At 71.2% G+C, this 21,676-nt stretch carries 19 protein-coding genes and 2 pseudogenes; 13 read left to right on the plus strand and 8 right to left on the minus strand.

Annotated features, from left to right (window positions below):
- The 8 genes and pseudogenes from ACH4S8_RS26175 to ACH4S8_RS26210 all read left to right on the plus strand — a co-directional run.
- Positions 1-255, plus strand: a pseudogene (locus ACH4S8_RS26175) (glucose-6-phosphate isomerase); the annotation flags it as partial.
- Positions 256-265: 10 nt separating this feature from the next.
- On the plus strand, positions 266-1,144 hold the full coding sequence (gene gnd / locus ACH4S8_RS26180) for a phosphogluconate dehydrogenase (NAD(+)-dependent, decarboxylating) (RefSeq protein WP_398398077.1): 879 nt from the start codon (positions 266-268) through the stop codon (positions 1,142-1,144).
- Between the two features lie 280 nt (positions 1,145-1,424).
- Positions 1,425-1,934 carry a helix-turn-helix domain-containing protein gene (locus ACH4S8_RS26185; protein ID WP_398398079.1) on the plus strand — a complete coding sequence of 170 codons (510 nt, stop codon included), beginning with the start codon at positions 1,425-1,427 and terminating at the stop codon, positions 1,932-1,934.
- 215 nt (positions 1,935-2,149) lie between these two features.
- Positions 2,150-3,085 carry a GNAT family N-acetyltransferase gene (locus ACH4S8_RS26190; protein ID WP_398398081.1) on the plus strand — a complete coding sequence of 312 codons (936 nt, stop codon included), beginning with the start codon at positions 2,150-2,152 and terminating at the stop codon, positions 3,083-3,085.
- Between the two features lie 103 nt (positions 3,086-3,188).
- On the plus strand, positions 3,189-3,731 hold the full coding sequence (locus tag ACH4S8_RS26195; protein ID WP_398398083.1) for a transposase: 543 nt from the start codon (positions 3,189-3,191) through the stop codon (positions 3,729-3,731).
- A 364-nt stretch (positions 3,732-4,095) separates the two neighbouring features.
- Positions 4,096-5,082, plus strand: coding sequence for an RNA-guided endonuclease InsQ/TnpB family protein (locus ACH4S8_RS26200; RefSeq protein ID WP_398398085.1), 987 nt, complete (start codon positions 4,096-4,098; stop codon positions 5,080-5,082).
- A 14-nt stretch (positions 5,083-5,096) separates the two neighbouring features.
- Entirely contained in the window at positions 5,097-5,345 is a 249-nt protein-coding gene (locus tag ACH4S8_RS26205) for a zinc ribbon domain-containing protein (RefSeq protein ID WP_398398614.1), read from the plus strand.
- 66 nt (positions 5,346-5,411) lie between these two features.
- Entirely contained in the window at positions 5,412-5,867 is a 456-nt protein-coding gene (locus ACH4S8_RS26210) for a tellurite resistance TerB family protein (protein WP_398398087.1), read from the plus strand.
- 148 nt (positions 5,868-6,015) lie between these two features.
- On the opposite strand, the gene ACH4S8_RS26215 is transcribed toward ACH4S8_RS26210, so the two are convergent.
- On the minus strand, positions 6,016-7,917 hold the full coding sequence (locus tag ACH4S8_RS26215) for a galactose oxidase-like domain-containing protein (protein ID WP_398398089.1): 1,902 nt from the start codon (positions 7,915-7,917) through the stop codon (positions 6,016-6,018).
- Positions 7,918-8,245: 328 nt separating this feature from the next.
- Here ACH4S8_RS26215 and ACH4S8_RS26220 point away from each other — a divergent pair, with 328 nt between their 5' ends.
- On the plus strand, positions 8,246-10,516 hold the full coding sequence (locus ACH4S8_RS26220; RefSeq protein ID WP_398398091.1) for a Dyp-type peroxidase: 2,271 nt from the start codon (positions 8,246-8,248) through the stop codon (positions 10,514-10,516).
- A 503-nt stretch (positions 10,517-11,019) separates the two neighbouring features.
- Here the strand turns inward: ACH4S8_RS26220 and ACH4S8_RS26225 are convergent.
- Positions 11,020-11,457 carry a PPOX class F420-dependent oxidoreductase gene (locus ACH4S8_RS26225; protein ID WP_398398093.1) on the minus strand — a complete coding sequence of 146 codons (438 nt, stop codon included), beginning with the start codon at positions 11,455-11,457 and terminating at the stop codon, positions 11,020-11,022.
- A gap of 73 nt (positions 11,458-11,530) precedes the next feature.
- Here ACH4S8_RS26225 and ACH4S8_RS26230 point away from each other — a divergent pair, with 73 nt between their 5' ends.
- The 3 genes from ACH4S8_RS26230 (at position 11,531) to ACH4S8_RS26240 (ending at position 14,894) form a co-directional block, all read left to right on the plus strand.
- Complete coding sequence (locus tag ACH4S8_RS26230; RefSeq protein ID WP_398398095.1) at positions 11,531-12,112, plus strand: TetR/AcrR family transcriptional regulator; 582 nt, start codon at positions 11,531-11,533, stop codon at positions 12,110-12,112.
- A complete protein-coding gene (locus ACH4S8_RS26235; RefSeq protein WP_398398097.1) occupies positions 12,109-13,533 on the plus strand; it encodes an MFS transporter in 1,425 nt (474 codons plus the stop codon). Before ACH4S8_RS26230 ends, ACH4S8_RS26235 begins: the two co-directional genes overlap by 4 nt.
- A 134-nt stretch (positions 13,534-13,667) precedes the next feature.
- Complete coding sequence (locus ACH4S8_RS26240; protein ID WP_398398099.1) at positions 13,668-14,894, plus strand: serine hydrolase domain-containing protein; 1,227 nt, start codon at positions 13,668-13,670, stop codon at positions 14,892-14,894.
- Between the two features lie 41 nt (positions 14,895-14,935).
- On the opposite strand, the gene ACH4S8_RS26245 is transcribed toward ACH4S8_RS26240, so the two are convergent.
- Positions 14,936-16,165 (minus strand): MFS transporter, encoded by a 1,230-nt coding sequence (locus tag ACH4S8_RS26245; protein WP_398398101.1) that lies wholly within the window; start codon positions 16,163-16,165, stop codon positions 14,936-14,938.
- A gap of 172 nt (positions 16,166-16,337) precedes the next feature.
- Positions 16,338-17,045, minus strand: a complete 708-nt coding sequence (ribA, locus tag ACH4S8_RS26250) for a GTP cyclohydrolase II (RefSeq protein ID WP_398398103.1) — start codon at positions 17,043-17,045, stop codon at positions 16,338-16,340.
- Between the two features lie 38 nt (positions 17,046-17,083).
- On the opposite strand from ribA, the gene ACH4S8_RS26255 reads away from it, so the two are divergent.
- Positions 17,084-17,848, plus strand: a complete 765-nt coding sequence (locus ACH4S8_RS26255; protein ID WP_398398105.1) for a creatininase family protein — start codon at positions 17,084-17,086, stop codon at positions 17,846-17,848.
- Between the two features lie 137 nt (positions 17,849-17,985).
- On the opposite strand, the pseudogene ACH4S8_RS26260 reads toward ACH4S8_RS26255, so the two are convergent.
- The 4 genes and pseudogenes from ACH4S8_RS26260 to ACH4S8_RS26275 all read right to left on the minus strand — a co-directional run.
- Positions 17,986-19,083: pseudogene (locus ACH4S8_RS26260) on the minus strand (lysylphosphatidylglycerol synthase transmembrane domain-containing protein); the annotation flags it as partial.
- Complete coding sequence (locus ACH4S8_RS26265; protein WP_398398616.1) at positions 19,002-20,003, minus strand: class I SAM-dependent methyltransferase; 1,002 nt, start codon at positions 20,001-20,003, stop codon at positions 19,002-19,004. The gene ACH4S8_RS26265 and the pseudogene ACH4S8_RS26260, both read right to left, overlap by 82 nt.
- A complete protein-coding gene (locus ACH4S8_RS26270; RefSeq protein WP_398398107.1) occupies positions 19,931-21,145 on the minus strand; it encodes a glycosyltransferase family 4 protein in 1,215 nt (404 codons plus the stop codon). Before ACH4S8_RS26270 ends, ACH4S8_RS26265 begins: the two co-directional genes overlap by 73 nt.
- Positions 21,142-21,540: a 6-carboxytetrahydropterin synthase gene (locus tag ACH4S8_RS26275; protein ID WP_365872562.1), complete on the minus strand. Its 399-nt coding sequence runs from the start codon at positions 21,538-21,540 to the stop codon at positions 21,142-21,144. Before ACH4S8_RS26275 ends, ACH4S8_RS26270 begins: the two co-directional genes overlap by 4 nt.
- Positions 21,541-21,676: the final 136 nt, after the last annotated feature.

Here is a 21,676-nt window from a genome sequence, read left to right on the forward strand (position 1 = left end):
AACCACCCCACGACCACGATCCTGGCCGCCGAGCTGACCCCCTCGGTCCTGGGCCAGCTCATCGCCCTCTACGAGCACAAGGTGTTCGTCCAGGGCGCGATCTGGAACATCGACTCCTTCGACCAGTGGGGCGTCGAACTCGGCAAGGTCCTCGCCAAGCGCGTCGAACCCGCCCTGACCGAAGGCGCCGACGTACCCGGACTCGATCCCTCCACGGCCGCGCTCGTGGCCGCTTACCGCAACCTCCGAAAGTAGTGAACTGACAATGCAGCTCGGACTCATCGGTCTCGGCAAGATGGGCGGCAACATGCGCGAGCGCATACGCCGCGCGGGCCACACCGTCGTCGGCTACGACCGTAATCCGGACCTCGCCGACGTGCACAGCCTCGCCGAACTCGTGAGCAGTCTCGAAGGCCCGCGCGTGGTCTGGGTGATGGTGCCGGCCGGCGCCCCCACCCAGACCGTCATCGACGAACTCGGTGACCTGCTGGAGGCCGGCGACACGGTCGTGGACGGCGGCAACTCCCGCTGGACGGACGACGAGAAGCACGCCGAGGAGCTGGCGGCCAAGGGCATCGGCTTCGTCGACGCCGGCGTCTCGGGCGGTGTGTGGGGCCTGGAGAACGGCTACGCGCTGATGGTCGGCGGCGATGCCGAGAACATCGAGAAGGTGCGGCCGGTCTTCGACGCGCTCAAGCCGGAGGGCGACTTCGGCTTCGTGCACGCCGGCAAGGTGGGCGCGGGCCACTTCTCCAAGATGGTCCACAACGGCATCGAGTACGCCATGATGCAGGCCTACGCCGAGGGCTGGGAGCTCCTGGAGAAGGTCGACTCGGTCACCGACGTACGTGAGGTGTTCCGCTCCTGGCAGGAGGGCACCGTCATCCGCTCCTGGCTGCTCGACCTCGCGGTCAACGCCCTGGACGACGACGAGCACCTGGACAAGCTGCGCGGTCACGCGGAGGACTCGGGCGAGGGCCGCTGGACCGTCGAGGCGGCCATCGACAACGCCGTTCCGCTGCCCGCCATCACGGCGTCGCTCTTCGCCCGGTTCGCGTCGCGGCAGGACGACTCGCCGCAGATGAAGATGATCGCGGCGCTGCGCAACCAGTTCGGCGGCCACGCGGTCGAGTCGGCGAAGTAGGGAAGGGCGGTCCTGCTCGCGGATCGAACCCGATCCGCGAGGGGGACCGCTCACGGCCGAAGCCGTCGGCCGGCTCTCCACCGAACGCGGCGATCCCGTGACCGCCGCGCGGAATCAACCGGGAACTTCCGTCACGGTCCGCTGGACGAGTAAGCCCGAACCCCGCCTGAGCCGCGGTGCGTGTGCATCGCCACGATCGTTCCGTTTACAGAACGTTCTGTTTATGGAACGCTAGTCGCGTCACGACAATGCATCGCCGGCGCGGTAGGGGCGGAAAGCTATGGAACTGGCCCAGGAGGTGGGCGAGCGGCTGCGCCGTCTGCGCCAGGACGGCGGCCTGTCGCTGTCGGAACTGGCCCGCCGCTCCGGCGTCGGCAAGGGCACGCTCTCGGAACTGGAGACCGGCCGGCGCAATCCGACCCTGGAGACTCTGTACGCGCTGACCACGGCCCTCGAGGCGCCGCTAAGCACGGTCGTCGGCCCCGCCCCGGTGCAGGGCGCGGCGGTGCACGCGGTGCTGACGGACCGCGTGCAGGACGCGGCTGCAGTGTCGGAGGTGTATCGCATCCGCATTCAGAGCGGCGCGGTGCAGCACTCGGCCGCTCATGTGCCGGGCGCGGAGGAGCACTTGCTGGTCTTCAGCGGCACGGCGCGGGTTGGTCCCGCCTCCGCCCCGTTCGAGGTGGGCCCGGGCGGCCACGCCCGGTGGGCGGCGGATGTACCGCATCAGTACGAGGCGGTGGGGAGGGATGTGGAGGGGGTGTTGGTGGTGCGCTACCCGGTGGAATGAGATGCCTACGCCGTACCGCCCTGCGCCAGGCCACGACCACCGCCGATCGGCCGTGGGATCCACCGCTGCGGCAGGAGGCCGACAGTATCCAGTCCGTAGGCCCGGGTCTGATGGTCGGTCTGACAAGGGCAGGAACAGCCAAGCCTGCCGGTGCCACTGGGTGGGATTTCGTGCAAAGCCGGCTACGTCATCGAGAGACAGGATGATCCCAGTACATGCCTGTACGTATAGCGCGCCCAGACGAACTACCTGCCCTCGTCCAGCACTCCGACCAGCCCGAGCGCAACGCCGGGACGGCCGCCTACCTCACCGACCTACTTGCCAAGAAATGCACCCGGCCGGAGTGGTGCCTGGTCGCGGAGGACGAGGCCGGTCGGCTCACCGCGGCCACCGCGCTATGGACCCTCCCCGGGAACGACGTCCCGATGGCCCTGGTGCTCCTTGAGACACCGTGGGACGAACCCGGCCTGGCCACCGGCCAGGCGCTGCTGGCCGAGGCCGTCGCCCTGGCCGACTCGCTCGGCGCCACGGAGCTGGAGCACGTCACCGACTCGCCGACGCAGCCGCCGCAGTACCAGGCGGAGCCGGAACGGCGCGCCGAGCTTCTCCGACTGGCGGGCTTCGAGCGGGCCCGTGACGGTCGCCGCTTCCGCCGCCGCTCCGAGGTAGAACTCACTTCGCATGATGACCGATTGACCTGGCATTCCCTGCCCAGTCTGGGCCGTGAGCCGTTCATCGCCCTCCTCGCCGAGGCGCTGCCGACCAGCACCGACGCCCAACTCGCCGCCAAGGTCGCCCGGCATGGCGCCCGGCGTGCCGCGGAGAGCCTCTTCGCGGACATGGAGGAGTTCTTGTACGAGCCCTCGTGGTGGGAACTCGGCTACGCTCCGGACGGCACGCCGGCTGCACTCAGCCTCCCCGCCCGAAACCCCTCGACCGCGGTGATCGGCCTGGTGGCTGTGTCTCCCGCCTGCCGCGGCAACGGCTACGCGACGGCGGTGGTGGCCCGCGGCACGCGGCTGCTGGTCGAAGCGGGCGCCGAGGAGATCCGCGGCGACTGCGACGCGGCCAACACCGCCATGATCATGGCTTTCGAACGGGCAGGCTACGAGAACTTCGCCGACCGCCAGGAGTTCACCCGCCGGTTGTGAGCGGGGGCCGCTCCCGCGCCGTAACGAATGCTGAGCGGCCCCTCCCCACCCCGGTTGGTAGGGCTGGACGAGTAGGTCCGAAGTCCTGCGGGCGCAAAGGAGAATGGTCTCGTTCGGGATGCCGCGGCCAACAGTGAAACGCTCGGACCTGGCCGGATGGGCGGGCTATGGGTACTGCGCCAGCCACTCGCGGTTCTACTGGGGGCTGAAGCTGTATCTGGTGTGCACTCCGTCCGGGATGCCGATCCTGTGGGCTTTGGCCGATCCGAAGATCGGCGAGCGGGAGGTGCTGGCCTCGATGCTCGAAGTCGAGGCAGACATGGTCGCCGAGCACGATGGCATCCTGCTGGTCAGTGACAAGGGCTTCGCCGGACGAGCCTTCGAGACGCTGCTGGAGGAACATGGCATCACGCTCCTGCGGCCGTCCCGCAAGGACGAGAAGGCCCGCTACGGCGAACCGATGCTCAAGAAGGTGCGGCAACTGATCGAGTCGGTGAACGACACCTCAAAGGTCAGCTCGACCTCGAACACCACGGCGGCCGCAGCTGTGCCGGAGTCGCGATTCGCGTCGCTCAGCACATCCTCGCGATGGCCGCCGCGATGTGGCACAACAACGCAACCAAAGCCCCGATCACCCGGTCACTGACCGCATATGACCACTGACCGGAGATCAGACTTACTCGTCCGGTTTCCACCCTTTCTTCCGGGCAGGGTACCCGGTCCTTCAGGGCCGGGGTGAATGCCCGCTCCCGCGGAGCGGGGCAGGGGAAGCCGAATCGCCGACAAGGCGGTTCGGCGTCTCGAGCGAGACGGTGGTGAGGCCGGCCTCGAGCAGGTGCGGCACCTCGGAGCCGACGGCGGTCGCTCGGCGGTGGCCGGTAGTCGTGGTCGGGTGGGTCGGTGGCCGGGAAGGGTCGCTCGCGCGGGTGATGTCGGTCGATGGTGTGGGCGGTCGGGGAACGTGCGGGCTAAATTCGCGGTCATGGCGCGGTTTCGGATGTATCCGACGGGTGAGCAGGCGGTACAGGGGTCGTAGGGCGGCTCCCGGTTTTGCCGAGCAGTGTCGTCAGCTCACCGAGGCCCGGCGTGAGAACGCGTGGCTGGGCGCGGGCAACGCCGATGTGCAGCAACAGACGCTGAATGACTTCGCCGCGGCCAAGAAGGCCCGCTTCGCGTCCGGGTTCGGTGAGCCGACCTGGCGCAGGAAGCACGTGCACGAGGGCTTCCGCGTCATCGGCACCGACCGCGTTCCGGAGTTCGAGGCGGACGGCTCACCGAAGCTGAACGCCAGGGGCAGGCAGGTCATGGGCCGGTCGGTCGTCGTGCAGAAGCTCAACCGGCGGTGGGCGCGGGTGAAGGTGCCCGGCTGCGGCTGGGTCCGCTTCCGGCTCACCCGGCCCGAACTGCCCAAGGCCAAGACGTTCCGTGTCACCTTCCGCAACGGCCGGTGGCACATCGCGTTCGCCGTCGTCCCCGCCCCCGTGGACGGCCCCGGCACGGGTGAGGTCATCGGCATCGACCGGGGCGTGGCCATCACCGCCGCCCTCTCCGACGGCCGGAAACTGAACTGCCCGCAGCTCACCGTCAAGGAACGCGCCCGGATCCGCAAACACCAGCGCCGGGCCGCCCGCGCCCCCAAGGACAGCGAGCAAAAGAGCGCCGAGTACGCGAAGGTAGCCAGGCTCAGGGCCCGTGAGGCGGACCGGCGCAAGGACTGGTGCGAGAAGACCAGCACCATGCTCGCCCGCACCTACGACCTGGTGCGGTTCGAGAAACTCAACATTCGGAACATGACCCGCTCGGCCAGCGGCACCGTGGCAGAACCCGGCAGGAAGGTCGCCCAGAAGGCCGGGCTGAACCGGGCGATCCTCGCCCAGGGCTGGGGCCTGCTCCGGCAACGCACCGGACACAAGGCCCCGGGCCGCACCGAGGACGTCCCCGCCCCCTGCACCAGTCTGCGCTGCAACGCCTGCTGGGGGCATCTCCCACGCCCTTAAGGCAGTGGGGGAGGATCGACAAGAACTCGCGCAAGAACCAAGCCGGGTTCGTCTGCTCCTCCTGCGGCTTCACCTGCAACGCCGACACCAACGCAGCAGTCAACGTCGCGGCAGGACAGGGCGGGTTTCCCCGCCCCCGGCGAACAGCCGGTGCCGGAGGGGTGACAACGGCCACCGGCCGCTCGAACACCCGTGAACCCCAACCCACACGGGCTGGAATCCCCCTCTTTCAGGAGGGGGAGGATGTCAAACTGCTGCCGTAGAAACCGAAGCGCACTCCGGTCCGCCCGCTCGGGCGGACCGGGCTCTTGACTACATATGGAGTTCTCATGGCCCTGTGGGACCGCATCAAGGAGTCCGCGTCGACGATGCAGACCCAGCTCGTGGCGAAGAAGAACGATCTCAAGAGCGGCGCCTTCCGCGACGCGAGCATGGCGATGTGCGCGCTCGTCGCCGCCGCGGACGGCTCGATCGACCCGTCCGAGCGGCAGCGCGTGGCCCAGCTCATCGCCACGAACGAGGTGCTGCAGAACTTCGACGCCATGGACCTGCAGCGCCGTTTCGACGACAACCTGAACAAGCTGACCGCCGACTTCGCCTTCGGCAAGGTCAGCGTTCTCCAGGAGATCGCCAAGGCCAAGAAGAAGCCCGCCGAGGCGCGCGCCGTCATCCAGATCGGCATCGTCATCGGAGGTGCCGACGGCGACTTCGACAAGACCGAGCAGGCCGTCGTGCGCGAGGCGTGCTTCACGCTCGACCTGCCCCCGCACGAGTTCGACCTCTAGGGCGCCCTGTACCCCGGCCGACCGGACCCCGGCTCGTCCGAAGACGCCGGGGCGGCCGGAGCGGCGCACACCTCGCCGGGTCCTGAGCGATGGCGGAGCCGAAGCCTCCGAGGACCTCCGAAGAGCGGAGGTCCTCGGAGCCGGGCGGTTACCGCGAACGGAGGCTCGACCCCCGCGTCTGGCCGCCGGAGGCCGGCTTGAGCTGTACCCAGCCGGCGGTGCTGGGTACGCCCTCCTCGTTGAGGAGGAAGAGCATGTAGTACCCGGGCGGGGCGGCGTTGGCCGACGGAGGTGCCTGCAGTTCGAGGAAGCTGCCGCTACGGCTCTTGATCCGCAGGTCGAGGTGGCGCTGGCTGGTGTTGAGCGAGTGGGTCGCGGTGGTCGGTGCCAGCAGGACGGCGCGGGTGACGTCGGCGGCGGTGTTGCTGCTCACCGTGATCTTCTCGTTGTACCCGACGGACGGGTTGAACACGGTGCCGAGGTGGGGACGGCTGCCCTGCTGGAGGTAGGCCGGCTCGTAGATCTCGATGCTGCCGTTCATGTCGTCGGTGATGTCGGGGTCGTTGGCGAGCTGCTGGAGCTCGTCACCGGTGACCATCACCCGGCCGTCCGGGAGCACCACGGCGTTGGAGTGGTAGCCGCGCGGCAGCCGCTGGGCCGGGCCGAGTTTCCAGTTGCCCTTCTCGTCGCGCAGTTCGATCTGGCGGTACTTCAGATCCGCGTTGGGGTTGTACGGGCCGTTGCCGTAGTCACGGATGTCGAAGGCGCCGTTGACGGTCATCAGGGTCCCGTCCGGCATGAGCAGGGTGTCGTCCTGGGTGCGGCCGAAGGCTCTCGCCTTCTCCTTGCTCCACTGGTTGCCGACCAGCTGATAGGTGTTCGGGTCGTCCCGGTCCCCGCCGAGCACCAGCACCGAGTCCGGGCCCTTGAAGCCGGCCGGGAGCGGCACGGCCGAACCGTAGTTGCGCGGCATGTTGTCCGGCCGGGGTGCCAGGTCCGTCCGGGTCTCGGCGACGGGGTCGAACTTCCACTGCTGCTCGGGGTTGCGGCCCAGGCCGTAGATCTTGCCGTCCCGCAGCGAGAAGAGGTGCGGGTAGTCCCGCTTGAACGGGGCGTCGGCCTTGAACAGTTCCGGCGCCCAGCCCTCCGGCTTGTCCGTCTTGGCCGTGGGCACCGGCTTGTTCAGAGCGGGGAAGCGCTCGACGATCGAGGTGGGGGTGCCCCAGCCGAGCTCCGACTGGCCGGACATGATCAGCTGCCGCCCGTCCGCACCGGTCACCACCGACGGGTACCACCGGCCGACCACCATGTCCTGGTTCTGGTACCACTTCTCCTCCCACGGGTCGAAGACGAGGGAGAGCTTGGCGCCGCTACCGCCGTTGCCGCCGAGGTTGCCGCCGAAGACGCCGAGCATCCCGTTGGGCAGGAAGGAGTGACCGGCACAGAAGAACGGCGCGGGACGGGGCTGGTCGAGCCCGTCCGGCATGTTGATCACGGGCGGTGTGACCTTGGTGAACGAGCCCGGTCCTGTGCCCTTGGCCGGATCCCACAGGTAGGCGCGGCCCGCGTTCTCCTTGCCGATGGTGTCGGTCGGGGCCGGCTCCTTCTGGGGGTTGGTCTCGATGCGCTCGAAGGAGAACAGCAGCACCTTGCCGGTGGGCAGCATGGCGATGTGCGCGGCGAAGTCCGGGGACTGGAAGTACTCCCGGAACCTGCCGGCGTCCAGCGCGTCGAAGTCCGCGTTGACCTTGGCCTGGGAGGCCGTGAGCGCCTTGAGCCGCTCGGTGCGGGTGGTCTGCGGGTACTCGCCGACGGCCTTGACGGCCTTCCTGGTCATGGCGTGTTCCTCGGCGTGCTCCTCGCCGATGACTTTCGCCTCCTCCGGGTCGGCCTTTGCCCGGTCGGCCGAGGGGGCGTCACCGCCGTGCCCGTGGGCGGCGGCCGGGCCGGACGACAGCACGGTGAGGGTCAGCGCGGAGACGGCACACGCGGAGAGCGTCGCGGACAGCATCCTTCTGGACGACCGCCCGGTCAGGTTCCTACGGGACATGGGACTCCTTGCGAGAGAGAGGCAGGGCGCGCAGCGGTGGCGTCGCGGCCGCGCCGTGTCACCGACCCGATGGCGGGCACATGACGCGAGCACATGACTACTGACAGTGTTCGCGGCTCGGTCGCCCGCTGTCGCGCGATGCCGGGCGGGCGGGTGACCCTCCGACAGCCGAACGAGTCAGAACCCTTACAGGACAAGGGTTTTGCGTCACGGCGCACACCCGCCGAAGGGTCCGGCCAACGATGCCCCGCCCCTTCGTCGATCACGCGGCGTAGCGCCATGATTACTATGATCATTACATGGCATATGCGGCTGTCAAGGAGGAGACGTGTCAGAAGAGACCAAACTGCGCGAGAGCGACGACATCCAGGGTGACGTGATCGCGGGCTTCAAGAAGGACCGCATGACGCTGCTCTTCCTCAAATTCGAGGACCCCGCGCGAGCCCGTACCTGGGTGAAGCGGCTCGCGTCCCAGATCTCCACCACCAGACAGGTGGCCGCCTTCAACGCGGCTTTCAGCAAGGCCAGGCAGTCCACCGGCGGCGACGACCCGCAGACGCTGAAGGCCACCTGGACGAACGTCAGCTTCACCTACGAGGGCCTGAAGGTCCTCGTGGGCGGCAAGGACCCCCTGCCCTCGGTGCGGAAGGGCGGCACTCTGGAGGCGTTCAAGGAGGGGTCCCACAAGCGCTCGCTGGGCGACACCGGCGACAGCTCACCCGAGAACTGGCTGTTCGGGGACGGCAAGGGCCAGACCGTGCACGCCGTGATCACCGTCGCCTCCGACACCGCCGACGGTCTCCAGGACGCGTTGACCGCCCAGCGCGAGGCAGCCGCGCAGGCCAAGATCGTGATCGTCTTCCAGCAGAACGGCGCCACGCTGCCGGGCACCCGCCGCGGAAAGGAGCACTTCGGCTTCAAGGACGGGGTCAGCGAGCCGGGGGTGATCGGCTTCGACGAGCCCGACCCGGAGCGGCCGGAGTACGTCAAGGACCATCCGGGCACCCGGCTGGTCCCGCCCGGCGAGTTCGTCATCGGGCACGACCGGGTCGGCGGGATTCCGTACGACGAGATGCCGGAGTGGGCCGCCAACGGCAGCTTCCAGGTGGTGCGCCGGCTAGCTCAGGACGTGCCGGGCTGGTGGGCCCAGGTCGCCGCGCAGCTGAAGGTCCTGAGGAAGGCCAAGGTGGTGCCGGACGAGGCGAGCACCGAATGGCTGGCCGCCCGGCTGGTGGGCCGTTGGCGCTCGGGCACTCCCGTCGCCAAGTGCCCGCACGCCGACATGCCGGACAACGCCCTCGCGGGCCAGGACAACGACTTCGGCTACCGCAACGACCCGGAGGGGTTCACCACCCCGCTCTTCTCCCACCTGCGCAAGACCAACCCCCGGGACGGCCTGCAGGAGAAGCCCGGCACGGAGCCGTTCCCCGAGAAACCGGTCATGGACCGACGCCGGATCATCCGCCGCGGCGCCCCCTACGGTGCGCCCTTCGACCCGGCCTCGGACGGCCCGGGCGGCCCCGACCACCCGCGCGGGCTGCTCTTCGTCTGCTACCAGTCCGACCTCGTCGAGCAGTTCGAGTTCATCCAGAAGAGCTGGATCGACAACGTCGACTTCCCGCCGAACCGCCCCGCGAAACCCGGCCCCGACCCGATGGTCGGCCTCACCGGCAAGGTCGGCTTCGAGAGCCCCGGTGCGACGACCGAGCTGAGCTTCCACCAGTTCGTCACCACCGAGGGCTCGGTCTACGCCTTCGTCCCCTCGCTCACCACACTGCGGCTGCTGGGCGACGGCCGCCTCACCGACAAGCTCCCGGACGCCGTCCGGCCGACCGACGCCTTCCTCCCGATTCCCGATCGCCAGCGGGACGACGGCAAGAGCTGGTACTGGGCCTACGGGACCGGCGGCGACGGACCGGTCTGCCGCACCGTCTCCATCGCCGACGGCGACGAGCACAAGGACGTCGTCGAGCGCCCCGACCGGCCCCTGGCCGCCTGGCCGTGCTACCTCGGCGTGTCGAAGGTGGACGCGATCCTGCCGGTGCCGGACGAGCAGCGCGTGGGCGGCCGGAGCCGGTACTGGCTGTTCCACACCGTCGAAGGCCGCCAGGTCTACCGGCTGATCTCGATCGCGGACGGGGCGGAGTCCGGACTCGACCCCGAGGCGGCAGGCGCCGTCGACCGGCCCGACCGGCCGATCTCGGCCTGGGCCTCGTTCAACGGCATCGAGCAGGTGGACGCTTTCCTGCCGGTGCCCGACATGCAGCGCCAGAACGGGAAAAGCCACTACTGGCTCTTCCACTCCTCCCTGGGGCAGCAGGTCTACCGACTGATCTCGATCGCCGACGGCTCCGCGCACAACGACGTCATCGAGCGCGGCGACCGTTCGCTCGGTCTGTGGCAGTCGCTGGCCGGCGTCTCCCGCGTGGACGAGTTCCTCGCCGTGCCGGACATGCAGCGCGTCAACGGGCTGAGCCTGTTCTGGGTGTTCCACCAGCAGAAATACCGGATCATCTGCATCGCCGACGGCCGCGGGCACAACGACCAGGTCACGGTCGAGGACCGCTCGATCACCCTGTGGAAGTCCCTGACCGGCTGAGGCCCGCCGGTGGTACGGGCGTCCCGGGTGACCGGGGCCGCCCGCACCACCCGGGTCCGCGGACGCCGGCCGGTCGGCCTCCGCGTGACCCGGCCGAGCCGTGACCGCCGATCCGTCCGGGGCGTGGTCGTCGTGGCCCGCCCGCCCGGACCACCCAGGTCTCCGAACGCGCGAGGCCTCCCGAGGACGTGGGCATCTCCTCGCGTTTCCGCGTGCCGTCGCGATTCCGACCGCCCGCACGCTTCGGCACGCCCCGTCGCCTCGACCGGAACATCCGCGCCCCGCAGGGCACTTGGTACGACGCCGCGCCGACCCCGACGATCACCACACCCGAAACGCTCGCGTACGCGACACCCTTGGGCCGTGACTCCGCGCACCCCGGCCGGGTTCAGGGGCGGCCGGCGTGCGCGGAGCCCTCGTCGACCGCCGCCGCCGGAGCACCGGGCATGCCGGCCGGCGGACCGACGCGGCGCGTCACGACCCGGGCGCCGGGAGATTCCGTATCAGCGTGCGGGGATCCCGTACGCCCGCTCCACGTGCAGCCGCAGCACCAGCCGGCGGTCGCGGACCATCGCCGCGCGGTAGTCGTCCCAGTCGGAGTGTTCGCCGAGGACGTCCCGGTAGACCCGGACGAGCTCCTCCACGGTCTCGTCGTGCGGATCCCCGGCGACCGGCGTCAGCTCGGCCGTACCCTCGGCGACCGTGTAAGCCCACCGGTCCGCGCTGGTCACGTGGTACGAGGCCCGTGGGTCCCGGCGCAGATTGCGGGTCTTGGCGCGGTCGTCGGTGAGCGACACGCGGATGATCCCCTCGTCGGGGTAGTACACGTGGCTGACGTTCGACAGCTGGGGCCGCCCGTCCTTCTTGAGGGTGACGAGCACCCCGCCCTTGTACGCGGAGAGCAGCTTCAGCAGTGCGTCCTGGGTCTCTTCATCGGTCATATCCGCGTCAACGCCCCGGACACGTCGCATCATCCCGTAGACAGTGTCTACTCCCCTCTGGTAGACACTGTCTATGGACGAGCTGGAGAGCACGGGCCTGAGGGCGCGCCTGGTGGACGTCGGGGTCGATCTCGTGCGGGCGGAGGGCGCGCAGGCGCTGACCCTGCGGGAGATCGCCCGCCGGGCGGGGGTCTCGCACGGCGCCCCGCGCCGCTACTTCCCGACCCATCTGGAACTGCTGTCCGCCATCGCGCGCCGCGGCTTCGACGACCTGCGGGACCGCGCGGCGAACGCGGCCGGCGACGAGCGGACCGGCCCCCGCGCCCGGCTCAGCGCCCTGGCACGGGTCTATCTGGACTTCGCGCTGTCCCAGCGCGGCATGTACGAGCTGATGTTCCGTCACGACCTGCTGGAGAGCAACCGGTTGGGGCTCCGCGAGACCAGCCTGCCGTTGTTCGCGGTCCTGGTGGACCTCGTCGCCCGGATCCGCCCGGAGGCCGACGCCCGCATCGTCGCCGGTGCCCTGTGGGCGAACCTGCACGGCATCGCCCAGCTCTGGGGCTGGGGAAGCCTGGGGCTCACCACGGACGCCGACGACTGCGCCCCCCTGCTGAACGCGGCACTCGACGCGCACCTCGGACCGGAGGAACGATGAGGACACCCGGGTCCGACAGCACCGCGCACCCTCCCGCCACTGCGGCCGCGCGCCCCGCGGCTCCGGGCACGGCGCACCGCGGGATCACCCTGGCGAGCAGTGTCGTCGGCGCCGTGATCGTCGCCCTCGACGGCACGGTCCTCACCGTCGCCCAGCCCACGCTGCAGGGCGACCTGAACGCCTCGTTCGCGCAGGTCCAGTGGACCAGCACCGCGTATCTCATCGCGGTGGCGGGCCTGCTGGTGTTCGCGGGCCGCCTCGGGGACCGCCACGGACACCGCCGGATCTTCGCCCTCGGCATCCTGGGCTTCGGGGCCGCGTCGGCCGGAATCGGCCTCGCGCCGGGCATCGGCTGGGTGATCGCGCTGCGCGTCGCCCAGGGTGTCTTCGGCGCGCTGCTGCAACCGGCCACCCTCGGCATGCTGCGTGCCGCGTACCCGCCCGACCGGCTCGGGACGCCCATCGCGCTGCGGGCGAGCGCCATCGGGATCGCCGCGGCCGCGGGCCCGCTGCTCGGCGGGGCGCTGGTCGACCACTTCGGCTGGCGGTCCGTCTTCTTCCTCAACGTTCCGCCGGCGCTGGCGATGGGCGTGGCGGCGCTCGGCGTCCGGACGCCCGACGCCCGGGAGCCCCGAACGGTCCGGCCGGCGGCCGACGGCCTCGACGTGCCGGGTGCCTGTCTGCTCACCGTCGCCCTGGTCGCCCTGGTGCACACGCTGGTCGCCGTGCCCGAGACCGGCTGGACGGCGGCGACCGTGGCCGGACTCGCCGTGGTGGCCGCCGCCGGCACCGCGTTCGTACACCGGCAGCACCGGGCGGCGAGCCCCCTGGTGCCGCCCGAGATCCTCGGCTCGGCGACCATCGGCGCGGCGCTCGGCATCCTGGTCGCCGTGTCCGCCGCCCTGCTCGGCACCCTGTTCGCCGCCAGTTGGTTCCTCCAGCGGACCCTGGGTCTCGACCCGCAGGAGACCGGCCTGCGGGCCCTGCCGGCCGGCGTGACGATGGTGCTCGGCGCTCCCCTCGCCGCCGTCCTCATGCGCAGGTTCGGCCCGCGCCGTACCGCCGTGGCCGGGACGCTCGTCCTCACGTCCGGCATCCTGCTCCTGGCCCGGCTCGGGCCGGCGTCCACCGCCGTGCCCGTCGCCTGCGGCTTCCTGCTGCTGGGCGCCGGTTTCGTCACCGTGATGGTGACCACGACGGCGGTCGCCGTACGGCACGCCTCCGTCGCGTCGGCCGGTGTGGCGGGCGGACTCCAGCAGACGGCGATGAACATCGGGCCCACGCTGGGCATCGCGGTCGCCGCCACACTGATGTCGCTGACGCCCGGCGCCGCCGTCGGTCCTGCGCTGACCGCCCTCGCGGTGTTCTCCGCGACGGCGGCCCTGCTCGCCCTGAGGCTTCCGGGGCACAAAAACCCGTGAGCGCCGCCGGGCCGGGCGTGCACGCATGGCGTCGCCGGGCAGACGGGAACGATCAGTAAGATCCCGGTCCGGCCGACGCCTCACCAGCCCGTTCGGGACGACGAGGGACACGAGCCGCAGTCCGAAGGAGAGCCATGGGACATCTGCGACAGGAAGTCGAGCCGGGATCCGTCGGCCTCGACCCCGGGGCACTGGACCGACTCGACCGGCATTTCGCCGCTCTGGTCGACGACGGCCGGCTCCCCGGCTTCCTCGTCGCCGTCTCCCGGCACGGGCAGGTCGCCCACCTCACGACGTACGGGCGACGCGACCGCGCGGCCGGACTCCCGGTGGAGAGCGACACGCTGTGGCGGATCTACTCCATGACCAAGCCGGTGACCTCGGTCGCGGCGCTCATGCTGCTGGAGGAGGGCCGCCTCGGACTCGACGACCGGGTGGCCGACTTCCTTCCGGCCTTCGCCGAGCCGCGGGTGTACGTCGGAGGGTCGGGGCCGGACACGAGGACCCGGCCCGCCGAACAGCCCATCCTGATCCGGCACTTGCTGACCCACACCGCGGGCCTGACCTTCGGCTTCTACCGCACGCACCCCGTCGACGCGCTCTACCGCGACGCCGGTGTGGAGTCCTCGGTGGCACCGGGCGCGGACCTGGCCGGGACCTGCGAGGTGTACGCCCGGCTGCCGCTCCAGTTCGAGCCGGGCACGCAGTGGAACTACTCCGTGGCCACCAACGTCCTCGGCCGTGTCATCGAGGTGGTGTCCGGCCAGGATCTCGACGACTTCCTCCACCGGCGCGTCCTCCGGCCGCTCGGCATGACGGACGCCGGTTTCCAGGTCACGGACGAACAGGCGGGCAGACTGGCCGAGTTGTACGGACAGGACGAGGAGGGGAAGCTCATCCCGATCGCCGGTCTCCCGCTGCGCGGCCGGCCCCGCTTCCTGTCCGGCAGCGGGGGAATGGTCGCCACCGCCCACGACTACCACCGCTTCATGGAAATGCTCCGGCGCCGCGGCGAACTCGACGGGACCCGGCTGCTGCGCCCGGGGACGGTGGACCTGATGGCGGCCAACCAGCTGCCCGGCAACGCCGACCGGCGCTCCTTCGGCAGCCCGGTCCACCGGGAGGACGGCAACGCGGGCCTCGGGTTCGGCCTGGGCGTCTCCGTCGTGGTGGACCGGGCGGCCACCCGGTCCCCGTCCAGCGAGGGCGCGTTCGGCTGGAGCGGGGTGGCCACCACGACCTTCTGGGTCGACCCGCGGCGCGACCTGACCGTGCAGTTCCTGAGCCAACTGCGCCCGAAGGGTTCGCACTCGGTCTTCCCCGACCTCAAGAGGCTGGTGCACGAGGCGGTACGGGCCTGACCACTGCAGGGGCCGGTGCAGGAGGCGGGTACGGGGTCCGATCACGGCAGGGGCGTGCGGTTGACCCGGTACACGTCCCGTACGCACAGGTTGAGCACGGTGGTGGTCACGATCACGCCCGCGCAGACCAGAAGCACCTCCCGGTCCGACCAGGCGCCCGCGGCCAGGGCGGCGAGCAGATAGCCGAGCGGGATCGCGCAGCGTTCCCCGACGCTGTTGAACGCGGCGGCCCTGCCCAGCTCGTTCTCGGGAACGTGCAGTTGGAAGGCCGTGGTCCAGGCGACGATGGCGACGTCGAGGCCGATGCCCGCGAGGAGCGCGGCGAACAGGACGGCGGGCAGCGGCAGCGCGAGTCCCATCGCCGTCAACGGCAGGAAGAGGAGGGAGGCGGTGCTCACGGCGACGGCGAGCAGCCGGTACGGCTTCCAGCGCAGGCACACCAGCGCACCCGTCAGCAGCCCGAGCGCGAACGCCCCTTGCACCAGGCCCCAGGAGCTCGCCCCGGAGTACAGCCGCGCGGCGAGAACCGGTCCGAGCATCTGGAACCCGGCCAGCCAGGCGGCGACCACGACCGTCCCGGCCAGCGTGTACGTCCACAGCCAGGTACGGGAACGGAATCCGGACCAGCCCGACCGCAGATCGCCCAGGACACCGCCCGTCGTGACAGGTGCGTCCAGGCGCAGTCCGTGCAGCAGCAGGGCCGCGACCAGGAAGGTGAGCGCGTCCCAGGACAGCGCCCATCCCGGTCCGCAGAGGGCGACGACAAGCCCGCCCGCCACGGGGCCGAGCACCCGTACGGCGTTGGTCGGCAGTCTGACCAGCGCGTTGGCCTGCTGGAGCTGTCCGGGCTCCACCAGCTGGTTCACCACGCCCTGGCCGGCGGGCACGGTGAACGCCACGGCGACTCCCGACAGGAAGCCGCAGGCGGCGATGGATCCGGTCGAGGCCGTACCGGTCATGACGACGACGGCGAGCGCCCCTTGGGCCACCGCCGCGGCCAGATTGCCCACCAGCAGGATCCGGCTGCGGGACATCCGGTCCGCGAGCACCCCGCCCACCAGCAGGAAGGCGACCGTCGGAACGGTGTTCACGGCGAGCACCAGGCCGAGCGATCCGGCTCCGCCGCCCTCTCCGATCACCGCGTAGGCGAGCGCGAGCGGGGCCATCGCGGATCCCGTCGCCGAGATCAGCCCGGCCAGTGCGAACCGCCGGAAGCGGGCGCTGCGCCAGGGTGCCGTCGGAGCCTTCGGCACCTGGGCCGCCGTCTTCATGTTCTTCTCCCGCCACCGGAAAGGGGCCTGTCCGGTCCTGTCCGGTGCCCGGCCGAGCGGCGATCATACGGGGGCGGGGCCGGTCCGGGGCCCTGATTCGGACAGCCCCGGAACCGCACACCCCTCTTCCGTCATCCCTCTTCCGTCATCCCGCTTCCGCCGGCCTCTTGCTTCATTCCTCGGTGACGACCGTCTTCGCCTCTCCGGCGAAGATCGCCTTCGCCCACTCCTCGCCGTCCAGGTGGGGCAGGTAGTGGTCGAGGCGTTCCCGCTTGGTCAGCAGGTAGGTGAGGTTGTCCTCGCACGGCGGTATCAGGAGCGGCACCTGCTCGGCGACCTTGATGCCGTGGCGCAGCAGCGACTCCCGCTTGCGCGGGTTGTTCGACAGCAGCCGCACGGACCGTACGCCGAGGTCGTGCAGCATCTGAGCCGCCACCCGGTAGTCGCGGGCGTCGACCGGCAGGCCGAGGGCGACGTTCGCCTCGACGGTGTCGAGGCCCTCCGCCTGGAGCTTCATCGCCTTGAGCTTGGCGAGCAGGCCGATGCCCCGGCCCTCGTGGCCCCGCAGATAGACGAGGACGCCGCGGCCCTCGGCCACGATGGCCTGCAAGGAGGCGGTGAGCTGGGGGCCGCACTCGCAGTGCTGCGATCCGAAGGAGTCACCGGTCAGGCATTCGGAATGCAGCCGGGTCAGGACGTCCCCCTTTCCGAGGGTGTCCAAGTCGCCGTACACGAGGACGACTTGTTCCTCGCCGCGGTCGTGGTCGAGGTAGCCGACCGCGTGGAAATCGCCGTACACGGTGGGCAGCGGGGCAATCACGACTCGTTCGACACCTGTGAGGTGGGCATTCCCGCCGAGTACGCCAAAGTTATCTGTCATGATCTGGTTCCTAAGCAGAGTCGAAAGGGCCGTGAAAGATGAGTAGTTCGGGAACACGCGTGATGGTGTCGGGTGGTCTGCTGTCACTGGACACCACGGAGGATGTCCGCGAGCGGGGGTCCGGTGTCGCCCGCCAGGTCGCCGTCCTTCCCGTCGGCAGCCTCGAACAGCACGGCGCGTACCTGCCCCTGACGACCGACACCCTGGTGGCGTGCGCCATCGCGCGGGAGATCGCGGCCGCCTATCCGGTGCATCTCCTGCCTCCGGTGACGATCTCCTGCTCGCACGAGCACGCCGCCTGGCCGGGCACCGTCAGCATTTCCGCCGTCACGCTGTACGCCGTCGTCCGGGACATCGCCGCTTCGTTGCGGCGATCGGGCGTCGACACCCTGGTCGTGGTAAACGGGCACGGCGGGAATTACGTACTGGGCAATGTGGTCCAGGAATCCGCGGGCACCGGTACCCGCATGGCGCTTTTCCCGGCCATGGAGGACTGGGAAGGAGCGTGTGAACGGGCCGGTGTGCAGACGTCGTTGCTCACCGATATGCATGCCGGAGAAATCGAGACGTCCATTCTCCTGCACGCCCATCCGGAATGCGTCAAAGACGGTTATGAGACCTCCGATTTCGTCGCCGACGACCGTCGGCATCTGCTCACCCTCGGCATGTCGGCCTACACCGAGTCCGGGGTCATCGGACGTCCCTCGATGGCCGGCGCCGAGAAGGGGAAGGAACTCCTCGCCGGGCTGACCGAAGCCTTCGGAGCGTATCTCTCGCTGGTGACGTCCGAGACGCTGCACTGATCGGGTCCTCCCGCGCTCTCCTCGCGGGGGCGCCGGAGCGCGGCACCCCACCGGACGACCAGGACCACGGCACCGGGCAGGGCCGCCGCGAAGCTGAGCACGCCGTAGATCACCGCGACGGTCAGGCCCATGCCGGCGCCGAGCCCGGCGGCCCCGAACGCCCAGGCGGTGGCGCCCTCGCGGGGGCCCCACCCGCCGACGTTCAGCGGCAGCCCCATGGCCAGCAGGGCCAGCAGGGCCAGTGGCGTCAGCACGGTGACGGACGCGGTGGATCCGGCGGCCCGGGCGGCGAGCACGAACATCGCCAGATGGCCGGCGAGCACCAGGACCGACGAGAGCGTGACGCCGGGCCAGCTGCGCCGGGCCAGCAGGGCGCCCCGGGCCTCGACGAGCGCGCCGCGCACGGCTCCGTAGCGTCCGGAACCGGAAGGACCCCGCCGCCTGCGGACGACGGCGAAGGCCACCGCGCCGCACACCGCGACGATCGCGAGGACCAACGCGGTCTCGCGGGCCTCGGCGAGCACGGGTGACGGCTGGGTGAGCAGCACCACCGCGCCGACGGCCACCAGCACGGCCTGTCCCGCGGTGCGTTCGAGCACCACCGAGCGCACGCCCCGGCCGATGTCACCGGCGCTCTGCCCGTGCCGCACGGCCCGGTGCACATCGCCGAGGACCCCGCCGGGCAGCGCCGCGTTCAGGAACAGCGCGCGGTAGTAGTCCGCGACGGCCCCGCGCAGCGGGAGTTCGATGCGCAGCTCCCGGGCGACCAGGCACCAGCGCCAGGCGCTGAACACCGTGGTGAGAAGCCCGATGGCGATCGCCACCGTCAGCGTGGTCCCGTCGATCCGGCGCAGCCCGTCCACGAACACCCCGGTACCCAGGCGCCAGAGCAGTACGCCGAGGATCAGGACGCCGGCGGCGGTGCCGACGTGCCGCCGGACCCGGCCGGACACGCGCCGGGCCCGGGAGGTTCCGTCGGCCGCGGGGCTGCCGGAGTCGCCGGCCGGGGCGGACCCCGGCTCGGCGCCCGCGGGGTCCGGGACCTGCGAGGCAGGCGCGCCGGACTCCGCGGGGTCGTTCAGGGGCGGGCCGTCGAGGTCCTCGGCCACGGCCGCCGGAGCGGCGGACGGGCCCAGTGTCTCCAGGCCCGCGCTCACGCCGCACCCCCGACGGGGTGGGGCAGCGCCAGCACATCGCTGTGGTGGACGACGACCCGCAGCTCGCCCGCGGCGCACGCCGCCAGCCGGGACTCCAGATACGCCTGGGCGCGTTCCGCCAGCTCGGGGCGCTGCTCCACCGCCGCGCCGACCCAGCCGCGCAGCCACTCCGCGGTGAGGGCGGCCTCGTCGGGGCCGAGCCGCCAGGGGCTCGGATGCACCCGCACGGTGGCGTCGTAGCGGGCGAACGCCTCGCAGGTGGCGGTGACGGAGTCCGGGCCGAGCAGGTCTCCGCGCCGCTGGTGGGCGTTGAACGCCTCGGTGATCTCGGCGTCCATCGGGTCGGCCGGGGTGAGGTCGACCCGGCCGGCGACGGACAGCGTCAGCAGGGCGGGCACGCCGGCGCCGGCGCAGGCCGCCGCGAGCCGGTCGATCTCCTCGGCGGTGAGCACGTCGAGCAGCGCCGAGGCGGTCACCAGGGAGGCGCCGGCCAGGGCGTCGGCGGTCAGCCGCCCGATGTCACCGCGCTGGGTGGTGACGTCGACGTGACTGCCGTCGGCCGCCGCCTTGGGCGCCCCGACGGTGGCGAAGTGCAGCAGGTACGGGTCCCGGTCGTGCAGGATCCAGTGCTGGGCGCCGTCGAGCCGGGGCGCCAGCCACCGGCCCATGGAGCCGGTGCCGCATCCGAGGTCGTGGATGGCCAGGCCGCCGCGCACGGGCCGGTTGGCCAGCCGGATGCGCAGCGGGTCGAGGAGCTCGACCGCCCGCGCGGCGGCGTCGGCGGGCTCGCGCAGCTGGAGCCACTGGGGTGCGTAGCGCACCTCTTCGGTGTCAGGGTCCCCGACTCGCTGACCGGGCACGCCCGTCCTCACCTTCTCCTCGGGGAGGCCGGAGTCCGGCCCGCTCGCGGGGGTCGTCGCGGTGCTCACGCCGCCCTCCGGGGTTCCTGGGGCAGTCGGCCGAGCACGCCGGCCAGGCTGCGCGCGGTGGTCGCCCAGCCGTCGAGGGCGGCACGCCGTCCGCGGGCGGCGGCCTTCAGCCGGCGGCGCACGTCGGCCTCGCCGAACCAGCCGCGCAGCTCGCTCGCGAGCGCCGCCGGGTCCTCCGGGGGCACGAGGATGCCGGGCACTCCGCCGTCGGGGGCGACTCCGACGGCCTCGGGCACACCGCCGACGTCCGTGGCGAGCACGGGGATGCCGCGGGCCAGTGCCTCGGTGACCGCCATGCCGTAGGTCTCCGCGTAGGAGGTGAGGACCATGAGGTCGGCGGCGGCGTAGGTGGCGTCGAGTTCGGCACCGGCCTGGGGACCGGCGAGGTGCAGCCGGTCGCCGAGGCCGTACTTGGCGATCAGACCGCGCAGATGCTCCACGTAGGCCGGGTCCTGGCCCAGACCGCCGACGCAGACGCAGCTCCAGGGCAGGTCGGTGACGGTGGCCAGCGCCTCGATGAGCCGGTGCTGGCCCTTGCGCGGCGTGACCGAGGCGACGCACAGCAGCCGTGAGACACCGTCGGTTCCGGAGGCGAGCGGGGCGATGTCGGCGCCGGGGGCGGCGGCGTGGACCCGGTCGGGGGCGAGGCCGTGGTGGGCGACGAGCCGGCGGACGGCCCATTCGCTGGTGGCCACGACGGCCGACACGGCCCGCAGGGTCGTACGTTCCAGGGCGTCCAGCTCGGCGGCCACGGCGGGTTCGAGTCCCGTCTCGTCGCCGAGCGGCAGGTGGACGAGGACGACGAGACGCAGCCGGCCGGCCTCGGGGGCGACGATCTCCGGGACTCCGCAGGCGACGATCCCGTCGAGGAGGACGACCGTGCCGTCGGGCAGGTCGGCCAGGGTCCGGGTGAGCTCCGCACGGGCGGCCGCGGTGGGGCGGGGCCACTCACCGTCGAGGATGTGCCGTTCGACCTGCCAGCCGAAGCCGGGCAGGTCGAGGCAGAGCCGGCGGTCGTAGGCGTTGCCGCCGCTGGGCGTCGCCGGGTCGTCGACGCCGCCCGGCATGACGAAGTGCACGGTGCGCAGGGACATGGGGATGATCTCGGCGTTCTTGAGAGCCGCGTTCTGCACGGGCACGTAGTTCAGGGCACCGGGCCCGGCGGCACGGCCGGACGGCGGGGACGCCTGGTCCAGGGTCACGTCGGTCACAGGGCACGCTCGTAACTCGCCCAGGCGATGTGCGACTCGTGCAGGGTGACGGTGATCCCGGTGAGGCCGCGGGCTCCTTCGCCGAGGCCTCCGGCGTGCACGCGGTCGGCGAGCCGGTCGGCGATGACCTTCGCCAGGAACTCGGTCGAGGTGTTGGTGTCCTTGAAGTCCGGCTCGCTGTCGAGATTGCGGTAGTTCAACTCGCTCACGACGGCGCCGAGCTCCTGCGTGGCCAGTCCGATGTCGACGACGATGTTGTCGTCGTCCAGCTCGGGGCGACGGAAGGTGGCGTCCACCAGGAACGTCGCCCCGTGCAGGCGCTGCGCGGGTCCGAAGACCTCTCCACGGAAGCTGTGGGCGATCATCAGGTGATCGCGGACGGTGATGCTGAACAACGGACGACCCTCCAGGTGCGGTGCGTCTGATCCCCTGCCGGGATCACGTCGTGTAGTACGGCTGCCCGGTTCACCTTGTTCAGCCGCGTGTTGCCCTTTCTTCGGAGTCCGTAGAGGTCAGGCCGGTTCTCGTCGG

Source organism: Streptomyces sp. NPDC021080 (assembly GCF_044333225.1).
Classification (GTDB): domain Bacteria; phylum Actinomycetota; class Actinomycetes; order Streptomycetales; family Streptomycetaceae; genus Streptomyces.